Consider the following 20329-nt stretch of genomic DNA (forward strand, 5'->3'; position numbering starts at 1 on the left):
GCATGCCGGGAAGGAGACTTCCCATGGGGGAAATCCTTCAGGGAGATCCGCGCGAGCGTTTCTCTCCGATTTTTCGGCCGCAGGTGACATCCGCGTAGAAGTCGAACCCAATGGCGTTGATGGATCTACCATACAACCCAGCAGATAATATACCCATTATTCCAAACCCGTTATGAAACCAAAATTCCTCACGCCGAAACTCCGGTCCCACCTGCTCGGAGCTTCGTTGGTGACCGCCGTCACCATCTGCTTCTCCTCGTCCGCCTTCGCGGTGGACAATTTCTGGACCGGCAACACCAGCACCGACTGGAACACGGCCTCCAACTGGAGCCTCAACCGCGTGCCCGCCAATCCGAATGGCGAGACCTCCGGAGACCCCTTTGATGACGCAGTGGTGAATGTGGCGTCTCCGGTGGCGAAAATCACCGCCACCGTCCCCATTCCACGGGACTTCCGGGTCGGACAGGGCGAGGGAACGAACGGTCGGGTGGATCACTCGGCGGGCAGCGCTTCGACCGGCGGCGGAAACTGGGCGTTCATCGGCCGCCAGGGAGGTACCGGTGTTTACAACCTTGCGAACACCTCGGCTTCCGGCGGAGCCTTCACCGGGTTCGGCACGGGTTCCGGCAGTTTCACCTGCAACGGCTCGCGGTTGTATGTGGGCGGAGCGAACGGTGAAACCCCTACCAACGGGAACGGCACTTTCAATGTGAACACCACCGGAACCCTCGCGATCGGTAGCGACCTCGCGATCGGTTCGGGGACAGGAGCTGTCGGCGTGGTGAATGTGGACGCCGGCACGGTCACCTCGGGTGGCTGGACGTTCATCGGTAAGGACGAGAATGGAGCGGGTGGCGTCGGCAGTCTGAAGATCTCGGGTGGCTCGGTCTCCAACAACAACAGTCGGACTTACGTGGGCCTCGGCAACTCGGCCGGCAGCATCACGATGAGCGGTGGCACCTACAACAACACCGCCGGTGGCGACAACACGTTTTTCGTCGTTGGATGCTTGAACCTCCCGAATGCCACCACTTCCTCATTTTCAATCACCGGCGGCACGCTGAACGCGGCGCGGCGTTTGTCCATCGGCGGTATGGACGGTAACAATGGCGACAACAACGCGGGCTTCATCGGTTCCGGCAAAGGCCAGATGACCATCAACGGTGCGAACGCGTTGGTGAACTCGACCGGGGAATTCTGGGTCGGACAGGGTGCCGGCAGCGTCGGTGCCTTGGAGCTCAACGCCGGAACGCTTCAGGTCGGAAGCTGGATGGCCGTGGGCCGCGGCGGGAGCACCGGCTCGGTGAACATGACGGGCGGCACCTTGGCCAAAACGGGTGACGGCCACCTCATCATCGGCGACAACGGCACCGCCACCTTCGGCAAGTCTGCGGGAACCATTACGGTGAACAACGACATCTGGGTCGGCCAAGGCGGCAGCGGCAACGGAGTCTTCAACGTCAGCGGCGGAAGCATCACAAACAACGCCTGGGTTGCGATTGGGCGTGATGGCGGAACCGGCGAAGTCAACATGACCGGTGGAACCTGGGTGAAGAATGGGGGGCCCAATGACGGGTTCGACATCGGGGCCAGCGGAACGGGCACTCTGAACCTGTCCGCAGGCACCATCGACGTGCAGGCGGGCCCTACCTATGTGCCGGAGAATAACACCGGAAATTTCAACCTTAGTCTGACAGGAGAGTTCAAGGCGGGCTACTTCCAGATTGCAAAGAATGGCGGTTCCACCGGGAATGTGAGCCTGAAGGGCGGCAAACTGCAAGTGAACCAGATTGCCGGCGGTGGCGGGACCGAGAATGTAAGCTTCGACGGCACCGAGATCATCGCCCGCGGAATACAGCCGACCTTCATTTCCGGACTGGAGAACGCGGTGCTCGCCGCTGGAAATCTGAAAATCAACAGCAACGGTTTCGCAATTGCCTCAGCACAAGTGTTCACAGGCACGGGAGGACTTGTCAAATCCGGAGCCGGGACGCTCACACTTACGGGCGGAAACACCTACACGGGTCTGACATCGATCACGGGAGGGAAGCTCGACATCAATACCAACAGCGTCGGTGGCGGCGATATTTCGGTATCCTCCGGTGCCGTGCTCGGCGTGACGCCCGTGTTCTTCGGCAGCCAATTGAATACGGCGAACCTGACCTTCGGAGCGGGTTCTAGTTCGGTGGACATCAACTACGGCGGAATGTCCGGAAATCCCACGGACTTGCCACCGTTGAACGTGACCAACACCCTGGCGATCAATGGCACGGTGGCGCTGAACCTCACGAACTCCCTGCCCCAAACCGGAGAGTTCCCGCTCGTGACTTATAACATCAAGACCGGAGGAAACTTCGTGCTGGGTACCTTGCCACCCGGAGTGCAGGCCGAATTGATACACGATGACTTTAACAAGACCTACTATCTCAACATCATCAGTGTCGCCGTTCCACGATGGGATGGCACGATCAACGGTGTCTGGGATGTGAACACGACCGAGAACTGGATTGATGAGGTGTCGGGTGCTCCTTCCAAATTCATCAACGGCAATCCGGTCTTGTTCAATGATCTTCCGTCGGGAGACCCTCCCATCACGGCCATCACCTTGGGGACGGCGGTTCTGCCTTCTCAAGTCACCTTCAACAACTTCGCCCTGGACTACTCCCTGTCCCCGACGGCTCCCGCCGGGAAAATCAGCGGTGCCGCCAGCCTGACGAAGCTTGGAACAGCCTCGCTGACGATTTCCACATTGAATGACTACACCGGCAAGACCACGCTGGGCGGGGGCGTGACGAGCGTCACAACCCTGGCCAACGGGGGAGATCCGAGTTCGCTCGGAGCCGCGTCCGCGAGCCCGGGCAATCTCGTGTTCGCCGGAGGAATTTTGAACTACACCGGCGCGAACACGACGATCAATCGCGGCTACCAGATTTCGGCAGCCACGGATACGGTCGCGAGTGGTCTGACGATCACGAACAACCTGACCCTATCCGGTGAGGCGAAGACGGAATTGGGCAAATTCGTCAAGAACGGTCCCGGAACCTTGACCCTTACCAACCCGGGTGCGAACGTGCTTGCGAACAGCACCAACGGTGCTTCGTACATCGTGAACAACGGCAGCGTCGTGCTCAGCGGCGGAGGCACCCAGACCAACAGCGTCACCGGCGAGATCTGGGTGGGCAACACCAGCGACACGGCTGCGAACCTGACGCTGGCGAACACCACCCTCACCAACAACACGTGGCTTACGGTTGGAGTGGGCAACGGAACGACCGGCCTGGTGAGCTCCCTGACCGTTACCGGATCCACGGTGACCAGCGGAAGCAGCACCTTGGGCTATGACGGCGGGATCGCCAACCACCTCGCCACGGCGAACGCGACGTTCACGAACTCTTCGTTCACCACGGGAACGCTGAACCTCTCGGAAAGCGGCGGATCCACCGCGACCCTGACCTTCGACGGCACCTCCACCGCCACCACGGGCGAGTTGTTTGTCGGCAAGAACGGCGGCTCGAACGGAACGCTGGTTCTGAAGGGTAGCTCGGTCTACAATACCGCCAGTCCGCTGCGGGTCGGGTTCAACACCGGCTCCACCGGAACCGTGAGCATCGAAGGAACCGCAGTGCTCAACCGGACCGCAAACTACACCTCCGTGGGTGTCAATGGAACCGGCCATCTGACGGTTAAGGGGCAGGGCACGTTGAACACCCCGACGGGAGACTTCAACATCACCGACCTTGCGAACTCGGTGGGAAGCTTAACTCTCCAAGATTCGGGAACCGTCAACGTGGGCACCACCTTCTTCGGAAAGGCTACCGGTTCGTCCGCCACTGTCACCATCTCCAGCGGAACCTACAACGGCACCGGAAACGCCTATGTGGCGAACGGCACCACCTCCACCGGCCTCGTCACCCAGACGGGCGGCACCGTGAACATCGGTAACGACGGCGGAGAGGTCTTCATCGGCGCGCGCGGCACCGGCACCTGGACCCAGAGCGCGGGTGTGGTGAACGCCAGGGGATGGGTTGGAGTCGGCCGCTATGCGGAACCCGGAGCCAACGGAACCCTGAATGTCACCGGAGGCACCTTCAACCAGCTCACGACGGGAAGAAACTTCATCATTGGTGAGGAAACCACCGGGGTGATGAACATTTCCGTGAATGGCACCGTCAACGCCGCGGGCGGCCCGGGCATCTTCGTGTCGAACTCCACTGTCGGAAACGGCACGATCAACCTCAGCACCGGCGGCACCCTTGTGGCACGGAGCATCCAGGAAGGGGTCGGCGGAACCAGCGCCGTCAACTTCGACGGCGGCACCCTCCGCGCACAGGCTGCGGGTGTGAATGCGGTGTTCCTGCAGAAGCTGGACAGCGCGGTCATCAAGACAGGCGGCATCACCATCGATTCGAACGGACAGAACCTGGTCTTCAACCAGATTCTCAGCGATGACGGCAGCACCGGAATCCTGACCAAGACCGGAAACGGTGCTCTCCTGCTGAACGAAGTGAACACCTATGACGGCAACACGGTCGTGAGCGGAGGCTCCTTGGGCGGAACGGGAACAATCCCCGGAGCTGTCTCCATCCTGGCAGGTGCGAACCTGAATCCGGGTGCCACCGCGGGCACGCTCACCGCTGGATCGGTAACCTTCGCCGCGACGTCCACGTTCACGACCGATCTCGCCGCTGATCAGGACAAACTCGCCGTCACGGGCAACCTGAACATCGGTTCGGCAACGCTCATTCTGAACGGAACGCCAACTGCGGCGGTCTACATCCTGGCCAGCTACGGCAGCCTCACAGGTACGTTCAGCAGCACGCCGGTGCTTCCGTCGGGTTATTCGATCGATTACGCCTATCAAGGAAACCAGATCGCCATCAAGCGCAGCTCCTCGCCGTTCGAGGCGTGGATCGCCACCTACTTCCCAGGTCAGACCAACGCCTCCGTCATTGGTGCGGCGGCCGACCCGGATGGTGACGGCAGCTCGAACATCCTCGAGTTCGCCCTCGGCGGCCTGCCGAACAGTGGAAGCGATGGACCGAAGGTCTATCACATCGAGGCTGACGGCAGCGTGGACGTGGGAGTGAACAAGGAGTTGCTGATGACGATCGCCGTCCGCAGCGGAACCCCGACGTTCTCGACCGCCACCTCTCCTTCCGCAACGAAGGATGGGGTGACCTATACCATCCAAGGCAGCACGGATCTGACAGGATTCGCGGTCGGTGTCACTGGCGTGAACGTCGTCGCTCCAGCGGGCCCTATCGCTCCTCCTTCGGGTTACGAATACCGCACGTTCAGTCTGAACGGCTCGGATACCCTGCCGAACAAGGGCTTCCTCCGGGTCAAGGTGGAGTGAATCCCGCCCGGCTGAATTAGTTCCAACAACCAAACAGGCCCGGACGTGCGTCCGGGCCTGTTTTTTTGTGGAGATGTTCCGGAGCGTTGCGGGAATCACCCGGCGATTGCTTCCACCGGAGCGAAACCGGAGAAAGCATCCGGCTGTGTTGCCAGATTACGTTTCCTCCGTGCTGGGTCGGAAAACATGGGAAAACCCGACCTTGCGGAACGACATCGTCGCCGAAGGCTGGGTTGGAATCGCAGGAAACTCAGAGTTTCAGCCGTTTGGCGTTCGCGTCTTTCCAGTCCTTGCCAAGTTCCTCAGCCGTCTTGCCGGTGGATTCCTTCCAGACCTTCTCCGAGTATTTTCCCTCCCGGGCCGCCGCGTTCAGCTTGCGGATGAAATCCTTGTCGTGGGTCTCGACCACCCAATTCAGGAAATTGGCCGAGACACGGTAGCTGCTGTCATATTTGGCTCCCTCGAAATTCCCCGTGGTGATCTCGGCACCTTTGAGTTTCGGCTCGAAGAGGAACCAGCGGATGTAGTCCGGAATTCCCTCCGTAACCCAGCCCGGGGTAGGGGATGGGTTGGGATTGGTGGTGGATGCCCGCCAGTAGTTCTGGATGACGTGCACGAGTTCGTGGATGACGCATCCCTTGGCTTCTCCCTCAAGCTGGCCGTTGAAGAAGGGGACGCTCATGCAGATCTTGCTGCCGATCGCGTAGGCGGGAGTGCCGCCAAGATCGTCCCGGAACTCCAATGTGACGGTCTCCGGAGCCGTATAGCGGTCGCTTGGAAGCATGGCGACCATTTTCGGGTACCATTCGAAGACGACCGGGATGAGTTCCTTGTTCGCCCACTTCCCGAGGTCGGGAGCGATGGTGGAATCCACGATGAAGGTGTATTTCTTGTCCGGGGTCTGGTAGGTGGTGAGTATTTTCGGAACGAAGGGTTCCGGCGCCGGTCCCTTGGCATCGATGACATCGATTTCGCTGAGATAGGTGTTTTGTTTCCCATCCGGGTTCACCGCGTCGAAGTCGAGCAGAAGGTAACGGAATTCACCGAGACTCAGGGTACGCGGATCGGTGACGCTGGCGGCATGTTGTCCTCCTTGGCTGCCGCGGCCTGTGGAAACCTTGGCGATGGGCTTCCAACCGGTGGTGCGGGGATCAGGGCCGCGTTTCGGCAGGGGATCGAAATCCTTCTCATCACCCTTCGCCGCGTAGATCTTGTAGGACTGCGACGAGCGCTCGCCGGAATGCCACGAATAGGAGTTGATGGCTTTGACGGAAATCGCCTTGCCCAGATCGATCTGGATCCGCCCGCCATCATTGCCGTCCTTGAAGGAGAAATTCATGGAGCCTTCGTCCGCTTCCGCCGGGACGCGGCCATCGTTGAGCAGCTCGACCTTCGAGCCCTCGCCATCGATGATGGTGAATTTGGCACCGGTTGCGGCGTCGTTGCGGGAGGGCGGGGGGATGTTGTTGAGCTTGAAGCCCGCGTCTTTCTGACTGCGGGCGAAGTCCACCTTCGGCGCGGCGTGGACGAAGGTGGTGGTGAGGAGTATGCCGAGGGCGGCGCGGGTTTTTAACTTCATGGGATCAATATGGTGAGAGGATCAGGCCCGCGCGAAGTGTCCGGGCCGCGCCGGGAGAAGGAGACCGGCCGTGAAAATAGCGCGTGGGGCGCGGTTGCTTTGGTGCGGCTGGCGGGTGTTTTCCTTGGCGCCGGAGGGAATGACCATGATCGGTCCGCAGGTTCCGGCGGAAAGCCAGCCATTTTCCGGACCATGGACAAAAGCATAGGAGAACATGTCGGTGAGGGAGGTTTCAGCCCGGGACCGCCGATCGTCAATGATTTGTCTCCACGCCCCGTCATTACCTTGTGACAATCGCCAACCGCCGCCGGAGCGACCGGCGGGAGGGTGAAAGGAAAGTCCGGAGACTCGACCGCTGCCGGCATCCTGGCAGAGGGAGTGCGGGAGGTGATTGTTCATCGCATCATCGGTCGGTTTTTCTCTGATAGATGCGGACGTAATCGATCTCATAACGCTGGGGAAACGATGTTTTCGACGGGTCGCCTCCGTTCGCGCCGACCGCCAGATTCAAGCGGAACCGCTGGGGGGAGAGAAACGGATTGATCGCCGGACCATCCGCGTTGATGGCGGTTTTCATGGGCAGCGTGTTGAGGAGCCGGCCATCCAGATAGATCGTGATCTTTTCCTCATCCCATTCGGTCACCCAGAGGTGGAACCGATCATCCCAGGTGTCCTTTCCAAATTTTTCGATGGGGTGGGACGTCGTGTTCCAATGGTCTCGCCCGCCTTTTCCCGCCCAGACGAAGTTCGCCAGGATCTTGTCCTGATAAAACTCCATGATGTCGATTTCCCCGGCGTGTGGCCATCGTCCGAGTCCCGTCGTCCAGATGGCGGGCCACAGCCCGGGTAGCGCCTTGAAGCGCGCCCGCACCTCCGACCTGCCGAAATGCCATTGGTTCCCGCCGACAGTGATGAGGGAGCCCGAGGTGTAGGCGGCTTCCTTGCGCCCTTTTCTCCAATCGCGCGAGCCCTCCGAGTAATCCGGATTTCCCACCTTTTCCTGTCGTGCCTCGATCACGAGGAATCCACCGTGGCAGCGGGAGTTCTCCGCCTGATACCATTGAAGCTCCTGATTCCGGGCGAATCCGATTTCCGACCGCCATTTCGCCTCATCCGGCGGACCGTCCCTGGTGAACTCGTCTGACCACACCAGCTCATAGGCCGGATCACGCGGAGGTGTGACCGGCTCTTCCGCCGAGACGGTATGGATGGTGAGAGCCGCAACGATGGCTGGGAGGAAACGAGACATGGAGGGCATGCGGGATCGGCGGTTTTGACCCGCCAGAAACGGCGCGGGTGGCGGTGTTTCTTTCGTAATGAACCGGGATGGCGGCAAGATGGGAGAAAATAATCAAAACTTGGCTTGATTCCCCGGATTTCGGAGGTAAAACCGCCGCCCCTTCATGCCGGACCCATCACGAACTCTGAAAGTCGCGATCCCAAAAGGCAGTCTTGAGCAACCGACCATCGAGCTGCTCGCCAAGGCTGGCTATGAGATCTATGTTTCCTCGCGTGGACTCCGCCCGAGCTCCAACGATCCGGAACTGGATCTTTACCTGATCCGCGCGCAGGAAATCGGCCGCTACCTCGGCCAGGGTTTCATCGATTGCGGAATCACGGGTTACGACTGGGCGTACGAAAACGATGTGGAGCTGATCGATCTCGGCGAGCTTCCCTACTCCCGCGCGACCACTCGTCCGACCAAATGGGTGCTCGTCGTGCCCGAGGATTCACCGATCCGCAAGCCCGAGGATCTGGAAGGAAAGCGCATCGCCACCGAAGGTGTGGGCATTACCCAACGCTACTTGAAAGAGCGCGGAATCACCGCGAACGTCGAGTTTTCCTGGGGTGCCACCGAGGTGAAGGTGCCGGACCTGGTGGATGCCATCGTGGATGTCACCGAAACCGGCTCCTCGATCAAGGCGAACCGCCTGCGCATCGTTGATACCCTCCTGACCTCGTTTCCCCATTTCTATGCGAATCCCGCCGCTGCGGCTGATCCTTGGAAAAAGGAAAAGATGGATCGCATCGCCCTTCTTTTGAAGGCCGCGCTCTGTGCCCGTGGGAAAGTCGGGCTGAAAATGAATTTCCCAGCCGCTCGTTTGCCCGAGCTTTTGGAAAAACTCCCGTCACTCCGCCGTCCTACGATTTCCCAACTTTCTGAAGAAGGTTGGCTTGCCGTTGAGACTGTGATTGACGAAATCGTCGTCAGGGACATCATCCCCGAACTGAAGCGTCTGGGGGCAGAGGGGATCATCGAGTATCCGCTCAACAAAATCGTCCCCTAATATTTCATCGTAACCTAACCCCGCAACCGCCATGGGCTCCATCAAGAAACGCCGTAAGACCAAGATCAACAAGCACAAGCGCAAGAAGCGCATGAAGCAGAACCGCCACAAGAAGCGTCTCCGCTACAAGTCCTAGTCTCTAGGGTTGATCTGTTTTTACAATTGCCAGGGACTCGTTTGCGGGTCTCTGGCTTTTCTATTTCAAGCTCATGAGCCTGCAGGTGGTTGTGAATTTCCGCGTGATCGACGAGAGCGATGACTGGATCGTCGTGGACAAGCCGGCACCGCTGATTGTTCATCCGGCGAATGACAAGCCGGAGCCGACGTTGCTTGGTGGGTTGGAGCAGCTTTTGGCGTTTGAAATTGAGAATGGCGCCTGCCTCGGCATCATCACACGCTTGGACCGGGAAACGAGCGGGATTGTCCTGGTGGCCAAACATACCCGGGCGGCCCGTGAACTCGGGTGGATCTTCGAACGGCGTCAGGCGCACAAGGAATATCTCGCAATCGTTCACGGGTGGCCGGAAGAGGAGGAGTGGGAATGTGCGGAACCCATGCTTCGGGCGGGCGAACTCGGTCCTTCGCCCATTTGGGTGCGCCAGACGGTGCATTCCACGGGAAAGGAATGCCGCACACGATTCCGTGTGGAACGGCGTTTCCAGAGAGGCGGCGCCAGGTTTTCGCTGATCCGGTGCTTTCCTGAAACAGGACGAATGCACCAGATCCGCGTTCATCTCGCGCATGCCGGATTTCCCATCCTCGGGGACAAGATTTATTCAGGAGACGGCTCGGAGTACCTGGAATGGATGGCGGATGGTTGGACGGCGGATTTGCAAACAAGGCTGATCCTGCCACGCCACGCCCTCCATGCGACCATGTTGGGAATTCCGTGGGAGGGGAAACCCGTCGGGTGGGAATCCGGTCTGCCCACGGATATGGACGAGTTTTGTGAAGGAAGGGAGATCAGCGTGACCCCCGGGGTTGTCATCTGGAGCCGGCATGATTAACTGCGGCATGATCTCATTGGACGAAGTGGTGAAGTATCTGGATTCGGAGCTGAAAACCGCCACCATCAGCGATTATCCCGGCGCGCTGAACGGACTGCAGCTTGCGAACGAAGGTCGGATCTGCCGTGTCGTCGCAGCGGTGGATGCGTCGTTGCCTGTCATCAGAAAGGCAGCCGAGGGCGGACCTGGTCTGTTGCTCGTGCATCATGGAATGTTCTGGCAGGGAGTGCAGCCGGTGACGGGTCCTTTTTACCAAAAGCTCAGGATTGCGATGGATGCCGGACTGGCGATTTATTCATCGCATCTTCCGCTCGATGTGCACCCTCAGTTGGGAAATAACATTCTTCTGTGCAAAGCGCTCGGAATCATGGATGTCCATCCGTTTTTCGATCAAAAAGGACTCTCTTTGGGCCTGCGTGGATCTTGGATGGGGGAACGGAATGAGCTCGAAGGGGTGCTGAAATCCGTATTGAATGGTCCGGTTCATCTTTGTCCCGGCGGGCCTAAAACCGTCTCACATATCGGGGTCATTACCGGTGGGGCAGGCAGCGAGGTGGTGAAAGTCGCGTCCACCGGAGTGGACACGTTCATTACTGGAGAAGGTCCGCACTGGAGCTATTCTCTCGCTGAGGAGCTAGGAATCAACGTGTTCTACGGAGGGCACTACGCGACAGAGACGTTCGGAGTGAAAGCATTGGCGGCACGGATCGCCGAAAAAAGTGGAATACCGTGGGAATTTATCGATCATCCTACCGGTCTTTAAATGAGTAAGTTGCATCGATTTCGTGGCGATAATCGCAAAATCACCCGGCTGGTTGTAGGGGATTGCACTACAAAAGAGGATTTTTTCTTCGCAAAGGGCTTCGTGCATAATGCGAAAGTGGCCAAATTTCCCAGATGAAACTGTTAGTCGTATAATTTAAGTGTTTTATTTTAAGTTAATTATCTAATTCTAAGTAAAGCTCAAATATTTTCCAACCAGTGGCAAAAAAGACTTGCTTGAAGGGCCGGGAACCGCTCTTATTGCTCTCGAAAGCGCGGGCATAGCTTAGTGGTAAAGCGCTATCCTTCCAAGTTAGACATGCGGGTTCGATTCCCGCTGCCCGCTCCATTTACTCTCAAGTCAAATCAGTCCCCATATGAAAAAAACCATTTTCTTCGCAATGTTCAGCACTGCGCTCGCGGTGATTCCGGCGCATGCCGACGTGGATTGCATCGCTCTTTCCGCATCTGTGAAAAAGTCGGTTGTGGCCGAGCAATCCAAAGTGCTTGAAATTGTTTCCGCGCAAGTTGCCGCATCTCCAGGCTGCGCCTGCGAGATTGTGAAAGTTGCGATCGAGGAGTCCAAGGCAAACTCTGAAATGGTTGCTGCGATCGTGGAGGCTGCTTCCGTGGCGGCTCCTGATCAAATGCGTTTGGTTTCCCAATGCGCGGTTGCCGTTGCTCCGGATGCGCTTGCGGCGGTCCAGGCGGTGGTCGCCAAGTTGGATCCAAACTCTGGCGAATCCGGCACTAGTGCGAAAAGCTCCAAGGATGCTGAGGCTGCGCCGGATGCGACGTCGACGGCATTCAATCCGCTGGACTTCCCAGGTCAAGGCCCGATCGGACCGCCTCCTGGTGCGGCTGTGGGTCCGGGTGGTATTCCTCTCGTTCCTATGATTCCTCCGATCATCATCGCTCCTCCTGATAATCCGGATGGCGTTACCGATCCCGATGCGAACTGATCTTTTTTGATTCATTCGGAGAATTTTATTTTAGCGTAAGCAAAAAAATCACATGAAAAGCAAATTTTCTTTAGGTCTGTTCGGTCTCTTTTCTGTAGTGTCTGCATCGGCGCAGGGTCTTTATTATGTTGGAGATGAGACAAAGGAAGCCAGCCCGCTGAAGTGGGTCGTTGGTGCCAGCGTCACCTATGACGACAATGTCAACCCTGGCGTTGGCGACAAGGAAGATTCCACAGGCATCACACCATTCGTCGGGCTTTCCCTCGTCAGCATCACCCCGCAAACGACATGGGATGTTTATGCCCGTCTCGGCTTGATCTACTACTTTGATAGTCCGGATTATGGTGGTGATTCCGAGGATGTATACAGCCAGTCGCGTGTGGGCGCAAACTTCACGCACAATTTTAATGAGCGCCTTCGTTTCGCCAGCAGGAACTTCGCCGCTTATGAATTGGAGCCTGACTATTCTTATGGCTACGCCTCGGGACGTCAGCAGGGTGAATATTTCTACTGGTCTACCGACAACTCAGTCGGTTATCGCTGGACCGAGCGTTTTGGTACCTACACCGGACTCAGGCTCACGGGTGCTGACTACGATGGTCGCAACAATGACCGCGTGGGCTGGGAGGCTTACAACCAGCTTCGTTATCAGCTTGGACCTCAAACGGTTCTTACTGCGGACTATCGGTATGGCCAGACCTATGGCGACGGACAATCTTCCGATTCGACCGACCAATACCTGCTCGGCGGCGTTGAACAGCGCTTCAGCCCCAATACGATCGGTATTCTTCGGGCTGGTGCTCAATTCCGCGACGTGGATGATGGTGATTCCAACACCAGTCCATATCTGGAGCTCGCTTTGAACTCCCGCGTGACGCAGCAATTCACAGTGAAAGCCTTCACCCGATATGGTATCGAATCCTACGACACCGTTCGTTTCGACTCGTCCATTCCTGATTCGGTGGAATATGACAGCCGCAGCACATGGCGTCTGGGTATTTCCAGCAGCTACGTGGTGTCTCCGACATTCACCATCTTTAGTGGAGTTGATTATATCCCTGCCACCTTTGAAGACGGCCGCGTGCTCAATGCGGTTGCGGGAACTCCAGTTGCCGACCGTGATGAAGATACCCTGAATGCCTACATCGGCCTGTCCGTGAAGCTCACCGACTACCTTACCGGAACGGCTTCCTATAACTACACCAAATCTGATTCCGACTTCGATAACAACACCTACAATCGCAATCGCGTCAGTGTTGGCGTCAGCGCCGAGTTCTGATCCGAGATTGGTGGGAAGAGCCTTATTGAAAATATTAGTTGCTTGAACTCGAACTCCCGCAATGTCCTTCATTGCGGGAGTTTTTATTTCGACTGGACCGCTTTTGAAACTGTGAAAGAATTACGATAAATGAATCCCTCGTCTCCACAACAAAACGAAGCCGCTCTCCACGCGGTGGACTACTGGCAAGTGATCAAGAATCGCTACGGGATCATTCTGCTCACCCTCCTGCTGGTGTTCATGACCGCTGCCGTCATCACCTACGTGATGCCGAAGAAGTATGAAAGCGAGGCGGTGATGGAATTGAAGGCTCAGGGCATGGGCATGACTCCGTTCGGAGGCAATCTGGAATTCCAAACCACCGGCAATCGAATGTCGCCCCAGTTTTTCGGAACGGAATTCGAAAAGATCAAGAGTAGCAAATCTCTTTACAAAGTCGTTGAAAAACTGGAACTTGCAAATAAATGGGGTGTTGATAAATCAGTCGCCGTCCAGATCCTCAAGGGGATCGTTCATACTGAAAACACCCGGGGAACCGACCTGATTTCCATCAGGGTCCGCCATACCGACAAGGATGACGCGAAGGACGTGGCGGAAGAAGTTGCCAAGGCATATAAGGAATATCGGTTTGAGATCGAAAGCCGTGACGCGGAAAAAGGTTTGCATGAGCTCACCAAAGCCGTTCAGGATCAAGAGGATGTAGTGGAAGATAATCGTAAACTTCTTGCCACCATCTCCAAAACCAAGGGGATCATCTACCGGGGCCAGGATTCCTACTATGGTCAAGGTGGGGTGGACGAGGATTCGGCCGCCCGCAGCGCGTTGGAAACATTCAACCAGCTGCAGAAGGAAGAGATGCAGCTTAAATCCCAAATCGACAGTCTCCTGAAGATCGATAGCGATCAACTTATGGTCACTGCGGCAGGATTGGACCTGCCTGACAATATTATCAGAACGATCTACCCCCAATATATGGAGGCACAGCGTGGGCTGGAGACCCTCAAACTTACCGGATTGGGTGACAGGCACCCAGATATCCTGGCTGCCAAAGACCAGATCGCGTCCATGAAGCGGCAATTGGATGAAGGCGTGGTCACCTTGCGTGAAACGCTAAGAACCAAGCTGAACATGGCCTCCAATAGCTTGAAGAGTGTCGAGTCGATGAAGGAGTCCACCCGTGCGGAAGCCATCAACCGTGGGCTCGCGGGTCAGGATTATGTCGACGCCAAACGCGAGCTGGAGTCTTCGCAAACACTTCTTGAAAGCATGAAACTCAAGAAGATCGGTGTGGAGACGACACTCAAGATGACCCAGGAATCGATCGTCATTCACGAAGATCCCCAGGTTTCCCAAAGCCCGGTGAGCCCGAACGTGACCATGAATCTTGTTCTTGGTGCCGTGGTCGGCTTGATCTTCGGCGTTGGCATCGCCTTCTTCCTCGAATATCTCGATACCTCCGTGAAGAGTCTTGAGGACGTCGAGCGTTATCTCCAGGTTCCGGTTCTTGCGGTCATTCCGAAGGACGTGGGTGTGCTCCACAAGCAGAGCGGAATGAGCCCCGATGCCGAGGCATACCGGATTCTCAGGACCAACATCGAGTTCAACCGGAAGAATCCTGAAGACAATGCCATTACGGTGGTTTCGGGTGGTGCCGGTGAGGGTAAATCAACGACCTTGGTCAACCTTGCCTATATTTGCGCCCAGGGCGGTTATACCACATTGATGATCGATGCCGACCTTCGGAGGCCGCGTTTGCACACCTTCTTTGACATCAACAATTCGGTCGGTCTCACGAACTACCTCACCACGGAGCTGATGTTGGAGGACGTGATCCTCCAGACTCCAGTCGACAACCTCTACTTCATGCCGTCGGGCATCCTTCCTGCGGATGCCGCGGGTATCTTGAACTCGCGTAGGATGTCCGAGTTGATTCAGGACGTGAAACAGCGCTTCGATCTGGTGCTTGTCGACAGTCCGCCAATTCTGGGTGTCAGTGACGCATCGGTTCTGGCCAGCGAGGTGGACCTCACGATGATCGTTGTCCAGCACCGCAAGCTTCCTCGGAACATGCTTCTTCGCGTGAAGCAGGCGGTCGAGAATGTCGGCGGGCATGTGATCGGGGTTGTCTTGAACAACGTGGATGTCCGCAGCGACAGCCAGTATCAATACTACACCAGCTACTACACCTACTACGCGCCTGCGGAGTCACAGATCGGACCTCCGGTCGGGGCTGCGTCGGCTCCCTCCAAGCCGCAGGCCGAGCCTCGCGGAAACGATTCGGAACTTTATTGAAACTCAACGGACCTTCGTTATGAATATTAAGAAAATCCTATTGGGGATATTGATGTTGGCTGCCACGTCCATCATCGCCTTCGGCCAGATCGAAGCTGGAAAATCGATTCAAATCACGATTTCCGGAGTTCCCGACAAAGATCGTGCGACGATCACCAATACTTATCCCGTTTCCGAATCCGGCATGATCAACATGCCGTATATCGGACCTGTCCAGGCCGCGGGACTGAGGACCGACCAACTGCAATCCAAGCTTCAGGGCCTCTACAAGAGCAGCGGATATTACACCAATCCGACCATCCAGGTCATCTCGAACGCGATCGGTGCGAATGTCGCGCAGGAAAGTGTGATCGTGGGTGGCCAGGTCAGAAGGCCCGGGCCTGTTCCTTTCGCCAAGGAGCTCACCCTCTGGGGTGCCATCCAAGCGGCTGGCGGAGCGACCGAGTTCGGCAGCATGCGTCGGGTGAAGGTCATCCGTGGAGGTAATCAAAAATCCTACGATGTCACGAAACCCCAGTTCATGCAGATCCCGCTGCAGAGGAATGACACGATCGAGGTGCCGATGAAAACCATCTTGAACGGTTGATTCATCATTGTTTCAGACCGCTGCGTTGGATAGGTGAATGCCGCCTTCGATGAAACGTCTGGAACAACGTCCTTCGGGCAGCCTGTCCTTCCTCCTTGGAATTCCGGCAGGTCATCAGTCTTTGGGGACGACCCTGCCTCTGTCAGGATTGGTTTGCCTCGTGATGGCGGGCATGCTGGCGGCAACGGGTTTCGTCCATGGTCGGGAGGTTCCTGAAAGCATTGTCGGAAAGCTGGGATCCCAGCGGTTTCGAGAAAGGGAAGACGCCGAGGAGGAGTTGTTGGCGTGGACCCGGAGCCAGCCCGGCGATGGAGCGGATATTCTTTTGAAGGCGTCTCACGTGCAGAAGGATCCCGAAGTTCGGGAGCGCTGCTTGTCAGTGCTGCGTGTCGTGGTGGCGGATCAGTATTCGAAGGAGGGCAGAGGCTACATCGGAATCGGATTGAAGGCCTTCGTTGGCAACCTGCCGGGTGAGGCGGAGCCGTGTGGCATGATACAGGTGACCCAGGTTCAACCGGATTTTCCGGGGCAACGGGCGGGACTGCGGCCAGCTGATCTGATCGTTTCCCTGGATGGCGAGACTTGGCGTGATGCGACCGCGCACGAGGAGTTTTCCCGTAAAATCGCCGGATTGAAACCGGATACGAAAGTCAGATTGAAGGTGCTGAGGGATCAGAAATTGCTGGATCTCGAGGCGACTCTCGTCCGTCGGCCGGTGGTGGCTGACAACCCCTTTTTCGACTCCCGGAAAACGGATGCGGAAGGTCTTGAGCAGGCGGCGAGAGAGGCGCACTTCAAGCAATGGATGAACGAGAGAAGAATCGATGATTGAACCCTCTGCCGACTTTTTAGAAATCGACATTTGGCAAAGTCGTGACACCTTTTTGAAATATCCCAATCACCCCACCGTTTGAAATACATGACTACTTCTTGGTTTCGGAAAGCCGCGTCAGCAGTCGCACTGGTGGCGATCTCCTGCACTGCTTGCGCGCAGCAGGCTGATTTCAACGAGGTGGGGAGGCAGATGGCGATCATGCTGCAGAACAGCCACTTCGCCCGTCTGCCATTCAACGAGGAGCTGAGCCATCGCTTTCTGGACGACTACCTGAAGGATCTGGATTTCCAACGCCTGTACTTCACTCAAGAAGACGTCGATGTCTTCAACGAGAAATACGGAGATCAGTTCCATACGATGCTCCTGAATGGCAAAAGCATGTCGGCAGCGACCGAAATCTACCGGCTGTTTGAAAAGCGTGTGGAGGAACGCGTGGCCCTGACCGGGAAATTGCTCAAGGAGGAACAGTTCGATTTCACCAAAGATGAATCGGTCATGGTGAGTCGCAAGGATGTGGCATGGCCTAAAAATACCAAGGACGCGGAAAGGCTGTGGGCGCTCCAGATCAAGGAAGCGGTGCTCGGCGAGACCCTGCGCCGCGAGGTGATCAGCAGGCTGGCGAAGGAGCAGAACAAACCGGACCCCGGTATCGCGGACCGCAGTCCCCAAGAGAAGGTCTCGCTCCGCTACAAACGTTTCCTGAACAGCGTGAAAGACGTGAACGAGGAGGATATCGCCAGCTATTTTCTCAATTCGGTCGCCCGTTCCTATGATCCCCACACGGATTACATGCGGCCGCCCGACATGGAGAAGTTCAAATCGGGCATGAAGAACGAACTCATCGGTATTGGTGCGCTGCTCCAGGCTGATGAGGATGGAGCGACCAAGATCATGGGAATCATGCTGGGTGGCCCTGCGGACCGCGAAGGCAAACTCAATCTCAATGACCGGGTGGTGGGTGTCGATGCGCTCAACACCGGAAAACCCGAAGACATGGTCGACATCATGTTCATGAAGATCGACAAGGTGGTCAACTTCATCCGTGGCAAGGAAGGAACATCGGTTGGCCTGAAGGTGGAACCTGCCGGAGGTGCGCCGGGTGAGACAAAAATCGTCGTCATCCCGCGTGGGAAGGTGGAGATCAAGGACGAGCAGGCGAGTGGCGAGGTGATCGAAATGAAATCCGACAAGGAGATCACCCGCCGCCTCGGTATCATCACCCTGCCATCGTTTTACGCCGATTTCGACGAAGGCAAGGTGCGGTGCTCCGTGGATGTTGAGAAAATCCTGAAACGGTTGAACGACGAAAAAATCGACGGACTCATTCTGGACCTCCGCAACAATGGCGGTGGCTCCTTGGAAGAAGTCCGCCGGATGACCGGTTTCTTCATCGAGAGCGGCCCGGTGGTTCAGGTGAAGAACACCCTGGGCCAGGTTCAGGTGAAGGATTCCGACAGCGGCAAGCCCATCTACACCGGACCGATGGTCGTCATGACAGACAAGAGCAGCGCATCCGCCAGCGAGATTCTTGCCGGAGCTTTGCAGGATTTCAACCGTGCCGTCGTGGTAGGAGACTCATCGACTTTCGGAAAAGGAACGGTACAGCAACCCATGGATATCGGGCGGATGCTTCCGCTCTTCGCCGCCAGAAACCGTGCGGGTCATCTGAAGGTGACCATTCAGAAGTTCTATCGCCCCTCGGGATCTTCCACTCAGATGGACGGTGTCGCGGCGAACGTTGTCATCCCCAGCCTCACCGACGCTCTCGACCTTGGTGAAAAATTCCTCGATCACCCGCTGCCCCACGACCGGATCCGTCCGGCGGGGGACTTCAAGCCGCTGGATTCGCAAGCGTTGTTCCTTCCCCGCCTGAAGGAACTGAGCCAGGAGCGCCTGAACGCGTGCAAGGATTTTTCATACATCATCCAGGACGTGATGAAGGCCAAGGATCGTTTGAAGAAGAACCAGGTTTCGCTCAACAAGGCGACGCGGGAAAAGGAGATCGCGGAATCAGACGCGATGCAAAAGGAAAGAAATGCGGAGCGGCGCACGCGTTTTGCCAAAATGGCTGAGGACGATAAGAAGTCGTTGGCTTTCTTCAAGCTCACCCTGGAGGATCTGGAAAAGGATGAGGCGTTGGTCCCTTACAATCCGGCCGATGAAAGCAAGGATTACATGCGCCGGGCCAAGGATGCGACCGCGGAGCTCGATGAAACTCCAAAGTGGCCGACGGGTCTGGATCCTCTGAAACGCGAATCCCTTTCGGTCCTCAAAGACCTGGTCGACCTCACCGAAAACGCCCGCCTCGCGGGAATTCTGAAAAACGCTGCCGAAGTCCGTTGATGTCGGAAGTGTGTGAAAACCTGAACGAAGTTCTGGGACATGTTTCAGCTGCTTGCTTGAGGGCGGGGAGAAACCGGGATTCCGTCCAACTCATCGCGGTTTCGAAGACATTCCCGGCGGATGCCGTGAGGGATGCTGTCGAAGCGGGTCAGGATGTCTTCGGAGAAAGCAAACTTCAAGAGGCGGAGCCGAAGATCGCCGCATTGCCGGGTTCGCTGCATTGGCACTTCATCGGTCGCGTCCAAAGGAACAAGGTCAGGAAACTGTTGCAGAATTTCGAGGTCATCCATGCCATCGACTCGCTGCGGCTCGCGGCGTATGCGGATGAGATCGCAGGCGAGCTGGGACTGTTTCCCCAGGTTTTCCTACAGGTGAACGTCGCCGGGGAGCAAACCAAAGGAGGCTTCGAGCCTGATATGCTGCGTGCGGAGATGGATAGCCTGCTGAAGTTAAAGCGTCTCGAAATCATCGGCCTCATGTGCATTCCTCCCGCTGGTCCGGATGCCGGATCCGCCCGGCCATGGTTCGTGGCATTGCGGGAATTGCGCGATTCCCTCGAAGCGGAATTCTCCGTCGAACTCCCCGCGCTCAGCATGGGTATGAGTGGTGATTATGAGGTTGCGATCGAAGAAGGAGCGACCCACGTGCGCGTGGGGTCCGCGATTTTCGGCAAACGCGCCTATCGGGTGGACGGCGAACTCGGATAGGGACTAGGCTGTCCCATGACCTTGAGACTGGAAAACGCCACCGTCATCGGCAGCGAACTCGCCCTTTCATTCGCAGATGGATTTGAAGCCTATCTGTCCCTTCCCATGTTGCGCCGCGCCTGTCCCTGTGCCGGTTGCCAAGGCGAGCCGGATGCGCTCGGTCGCGTCGTGCGTCCTCACGTGGAGCATGGTCCGCGTGCGTTCGACCTCCTGAAATTCGAAGCGGTGGGCGGCTACGCCCTCCAACTTTTCTGGGGTGACGGACACTCCACCGGCATCTACAGCTACAATTATCTCCAGAAGCTCGCCGAGCTTCCACCGCTCTGACAGCCA

General features: G+C 57.2%; 15 protein-coding genes and 1 tRNA gene. 14 read left to right on the plus strand and 2 right to left on the minus strand.

What is annotated here, in order from left to right; translation table 11 throughout:
• Positions 1–172: 172 nt before the first annotated feature.
• Positions 173–5356 carry a beta strand repeat-containing protein gene (locus tag JIN84_RS13915; RefSeq protein ID WP_200351647.1) on the plus strand — a complete coding sequence of 1728 codons (5184 nt, stop codon included), beginning with the start codon at positions 173–175 and terminating at the stop codon, positions 5354–5356.
• Between the two features lie 250 nt (positions 5357–5606).
• On the opposite strand, the gene JIN84_RS13920 is transcribed toward JIN84_RS13915, so the two are convergent.
• Positions 5607–6935 (minus strand): basic secretory protein-like protein, encoded by a 1329-nt coding sequence (locus JIN84_RS13920; RefSeq protein WP_200351648.1) that lies wholly within the window; start codon positions 6933–6935, stop codon positions 5607–5609.
• A 403-nt stretch (positions 6936–7338) separates the two neighbouring features.
• Complete coding sequence (locus tag JIN84_RS13925) at positions 7339–8184, minus strand: glycoside hydrolase family 16 protein (RefSeq protein ID WP_200351649.1); 846 nt, start codon at positions 8182–8184, stop codon at positions 7339–7341.
• A gap of 154 nt (positions 8185–8338) precedes the next feature.
• On the opposite strand from JIN84_RS13925, the gene hisG reads away from it, so the two are divergent.
• The 13 genes from hisG to JIN84_RS13990 all read left to right on the plus strand — a co-directional run bounded on the left by hisG (position 8339) and on the right by JIN84_RS13990 (position 20323).
• The gene (hisG, locus tag JIN84_RS13930; RefSeq protein ID WP_200351650.1) at positions 8339–9223 is read left to right on the plus strand and encodes an ATP phosphoribosyltransferase; all 885 of its coding nucleotides are present in this window, start codon (positions 8339–8341) and stop codon (positions 9221–9223) included.
• Positions 9224–9254: 31 nt separating this feature from the next.
• Positions 9255–9359, plus strand: coding sequence for an AURKAIP1/COX24 domain-containing protein (locus JIN84_RS13935; protein ID WP_200267957.1), 105 nt, complete (start codon positions 9255–9257; stop codon positions 9357–9359).
• A 73-nt stretch (positions 9360–9432) separates the two neighbouring features.
• A complete protein-coding gene (locus JIN84_RS13940; RefSeq protein ID WP_200351651.1) occupies positions 9433–10230 on the plus strand; it encodes an RluA family pseudouridine synthase in 798 nt (265 codons plus the stop codon).
• Positions 10223–10993: a Nif3-like dinuclear metal center hexameric protein gene (locus tag JIN84_RS13945; RefSeq protein ID WP_234043467.1), complete on the plus strand. Its 771-nt coding sequence runs from the start codon at positions 10223–10225 to the stop codon at positions 10991–10993. The genes JIN84_RS13940 and JIN84_RS13945 overlap by 8 nt, the downstream gene beginning before the upstream one ends.
• A 274-nt stretch (positions 10994–11267) precedes the next feature.
• Positions 11268–11341: transfer RNA gene (locus tag JIN84_RS13950), tRNA-Gly, on the plus strand.
• A 28-nt stretch (positions 11342–11369) separates the two neighbouring features.
• Positions 11370–11954 carry a hypothetical protein gene (locus JIN84_RS13955; RefSeq protein ID WP_200351652.1) on the plus strand — a complete coding sequence of 195 codons (585 nt, stop codon included), beginning with the start codon at positions 11370–11372 and terminating at the stop codon, positions 11952–11954.
• Between the two features lie 52 nt (positions 11955–12006).
• Positions 12007–13233: a porin family protein gene (locus tag JIN84_RS13960; protein WP_200351653.1), complete on the plus strand. Its 1227-nt coding sequence runs from the start codon at positions 12007–12009 to the stop codon at positions 13231–13233.
• A gap of 129 nt (positions 13234–13362) precedes the next feature.
• Positions 13363–15525: a GumC family protein gene (locus JIN84_RS13965; protein WP_200351654.1), complete on the plus strand. Its 2163-nt coding sequence runs from the start codon at positions 13363–13365 to the stop codon at positions 15523–15525.
• 52 nt (positions 15526–15577) lie between these two features.
• Complete coding sequence (locus tag JIN84_RS13970) at positions 15578–16111, plus strand: polysaccharide biosynthesis/export family protein (protein WP_200351655.1); 534 nt, start codon at positions 15578–15580, stop codon at positions 16109–16111.
• A 49-nt stretch (positions 16112–16160) separates the two neighbouring features.
• Positions 16161–16943 (plus strand): PDZ domain-containing protein, encoded by a 783-nt coding sequence (locus JIN84_RS13975; protein WP_200351656.1) that lies wholly within the window; start codon positions 16161–16163, stop codon positions 16941–16943.
• Positions 16944–17030: 87 nt separating this feature from the next.
• Positions 17031–19289 (plus strand): carboxy terminal-processing peptidase, encoded by a 2259-nt coding sequence (locus JIN84_RS13980; protein WP_200351657.1) that lies wholly within the window; start codon positions 17031–17033, stop codon positions 19287–19289.
• Entirely contained in the window at positions 19289–19996 is a 708-nt protein-coding gene (locus JIN84_RS13985; protein WP_200351658.1) for a YggS family pyridoxal phosphate-dependent enzyme, read from the plus strand. The genes JIN84_RS13980 and JIN84_RS13985 overlap by 1 nt, the downstream gene beginning before the upstream one ends.
• A 15-nt stretch (positions 19997–20011) precedes the next feature.
• A complete protein-coding gene (locus JIN84_RS13990; protein ID WP_200351659.1) occupies positions 20012–20323 on the plus strand; it encodes a gamma-butyrobetaine hydroxylase-like domain-containing protein in 312 nt (103 codons plus the stop codon).
• Positions 20324–20329 lie beyond the last annotated feature (6 nt).

It is taken from the genome of Luteolibacter yonseiensis (assembly GCF_016595465.1).
Taxonomy (GTDB): Bacteria; Verrucomicrobiota; Verrucomicrobiia; order Verrucomicrobiales; family Akkermansiaceae; genus Luteolibacter; species Luteolibacter yonseiensis.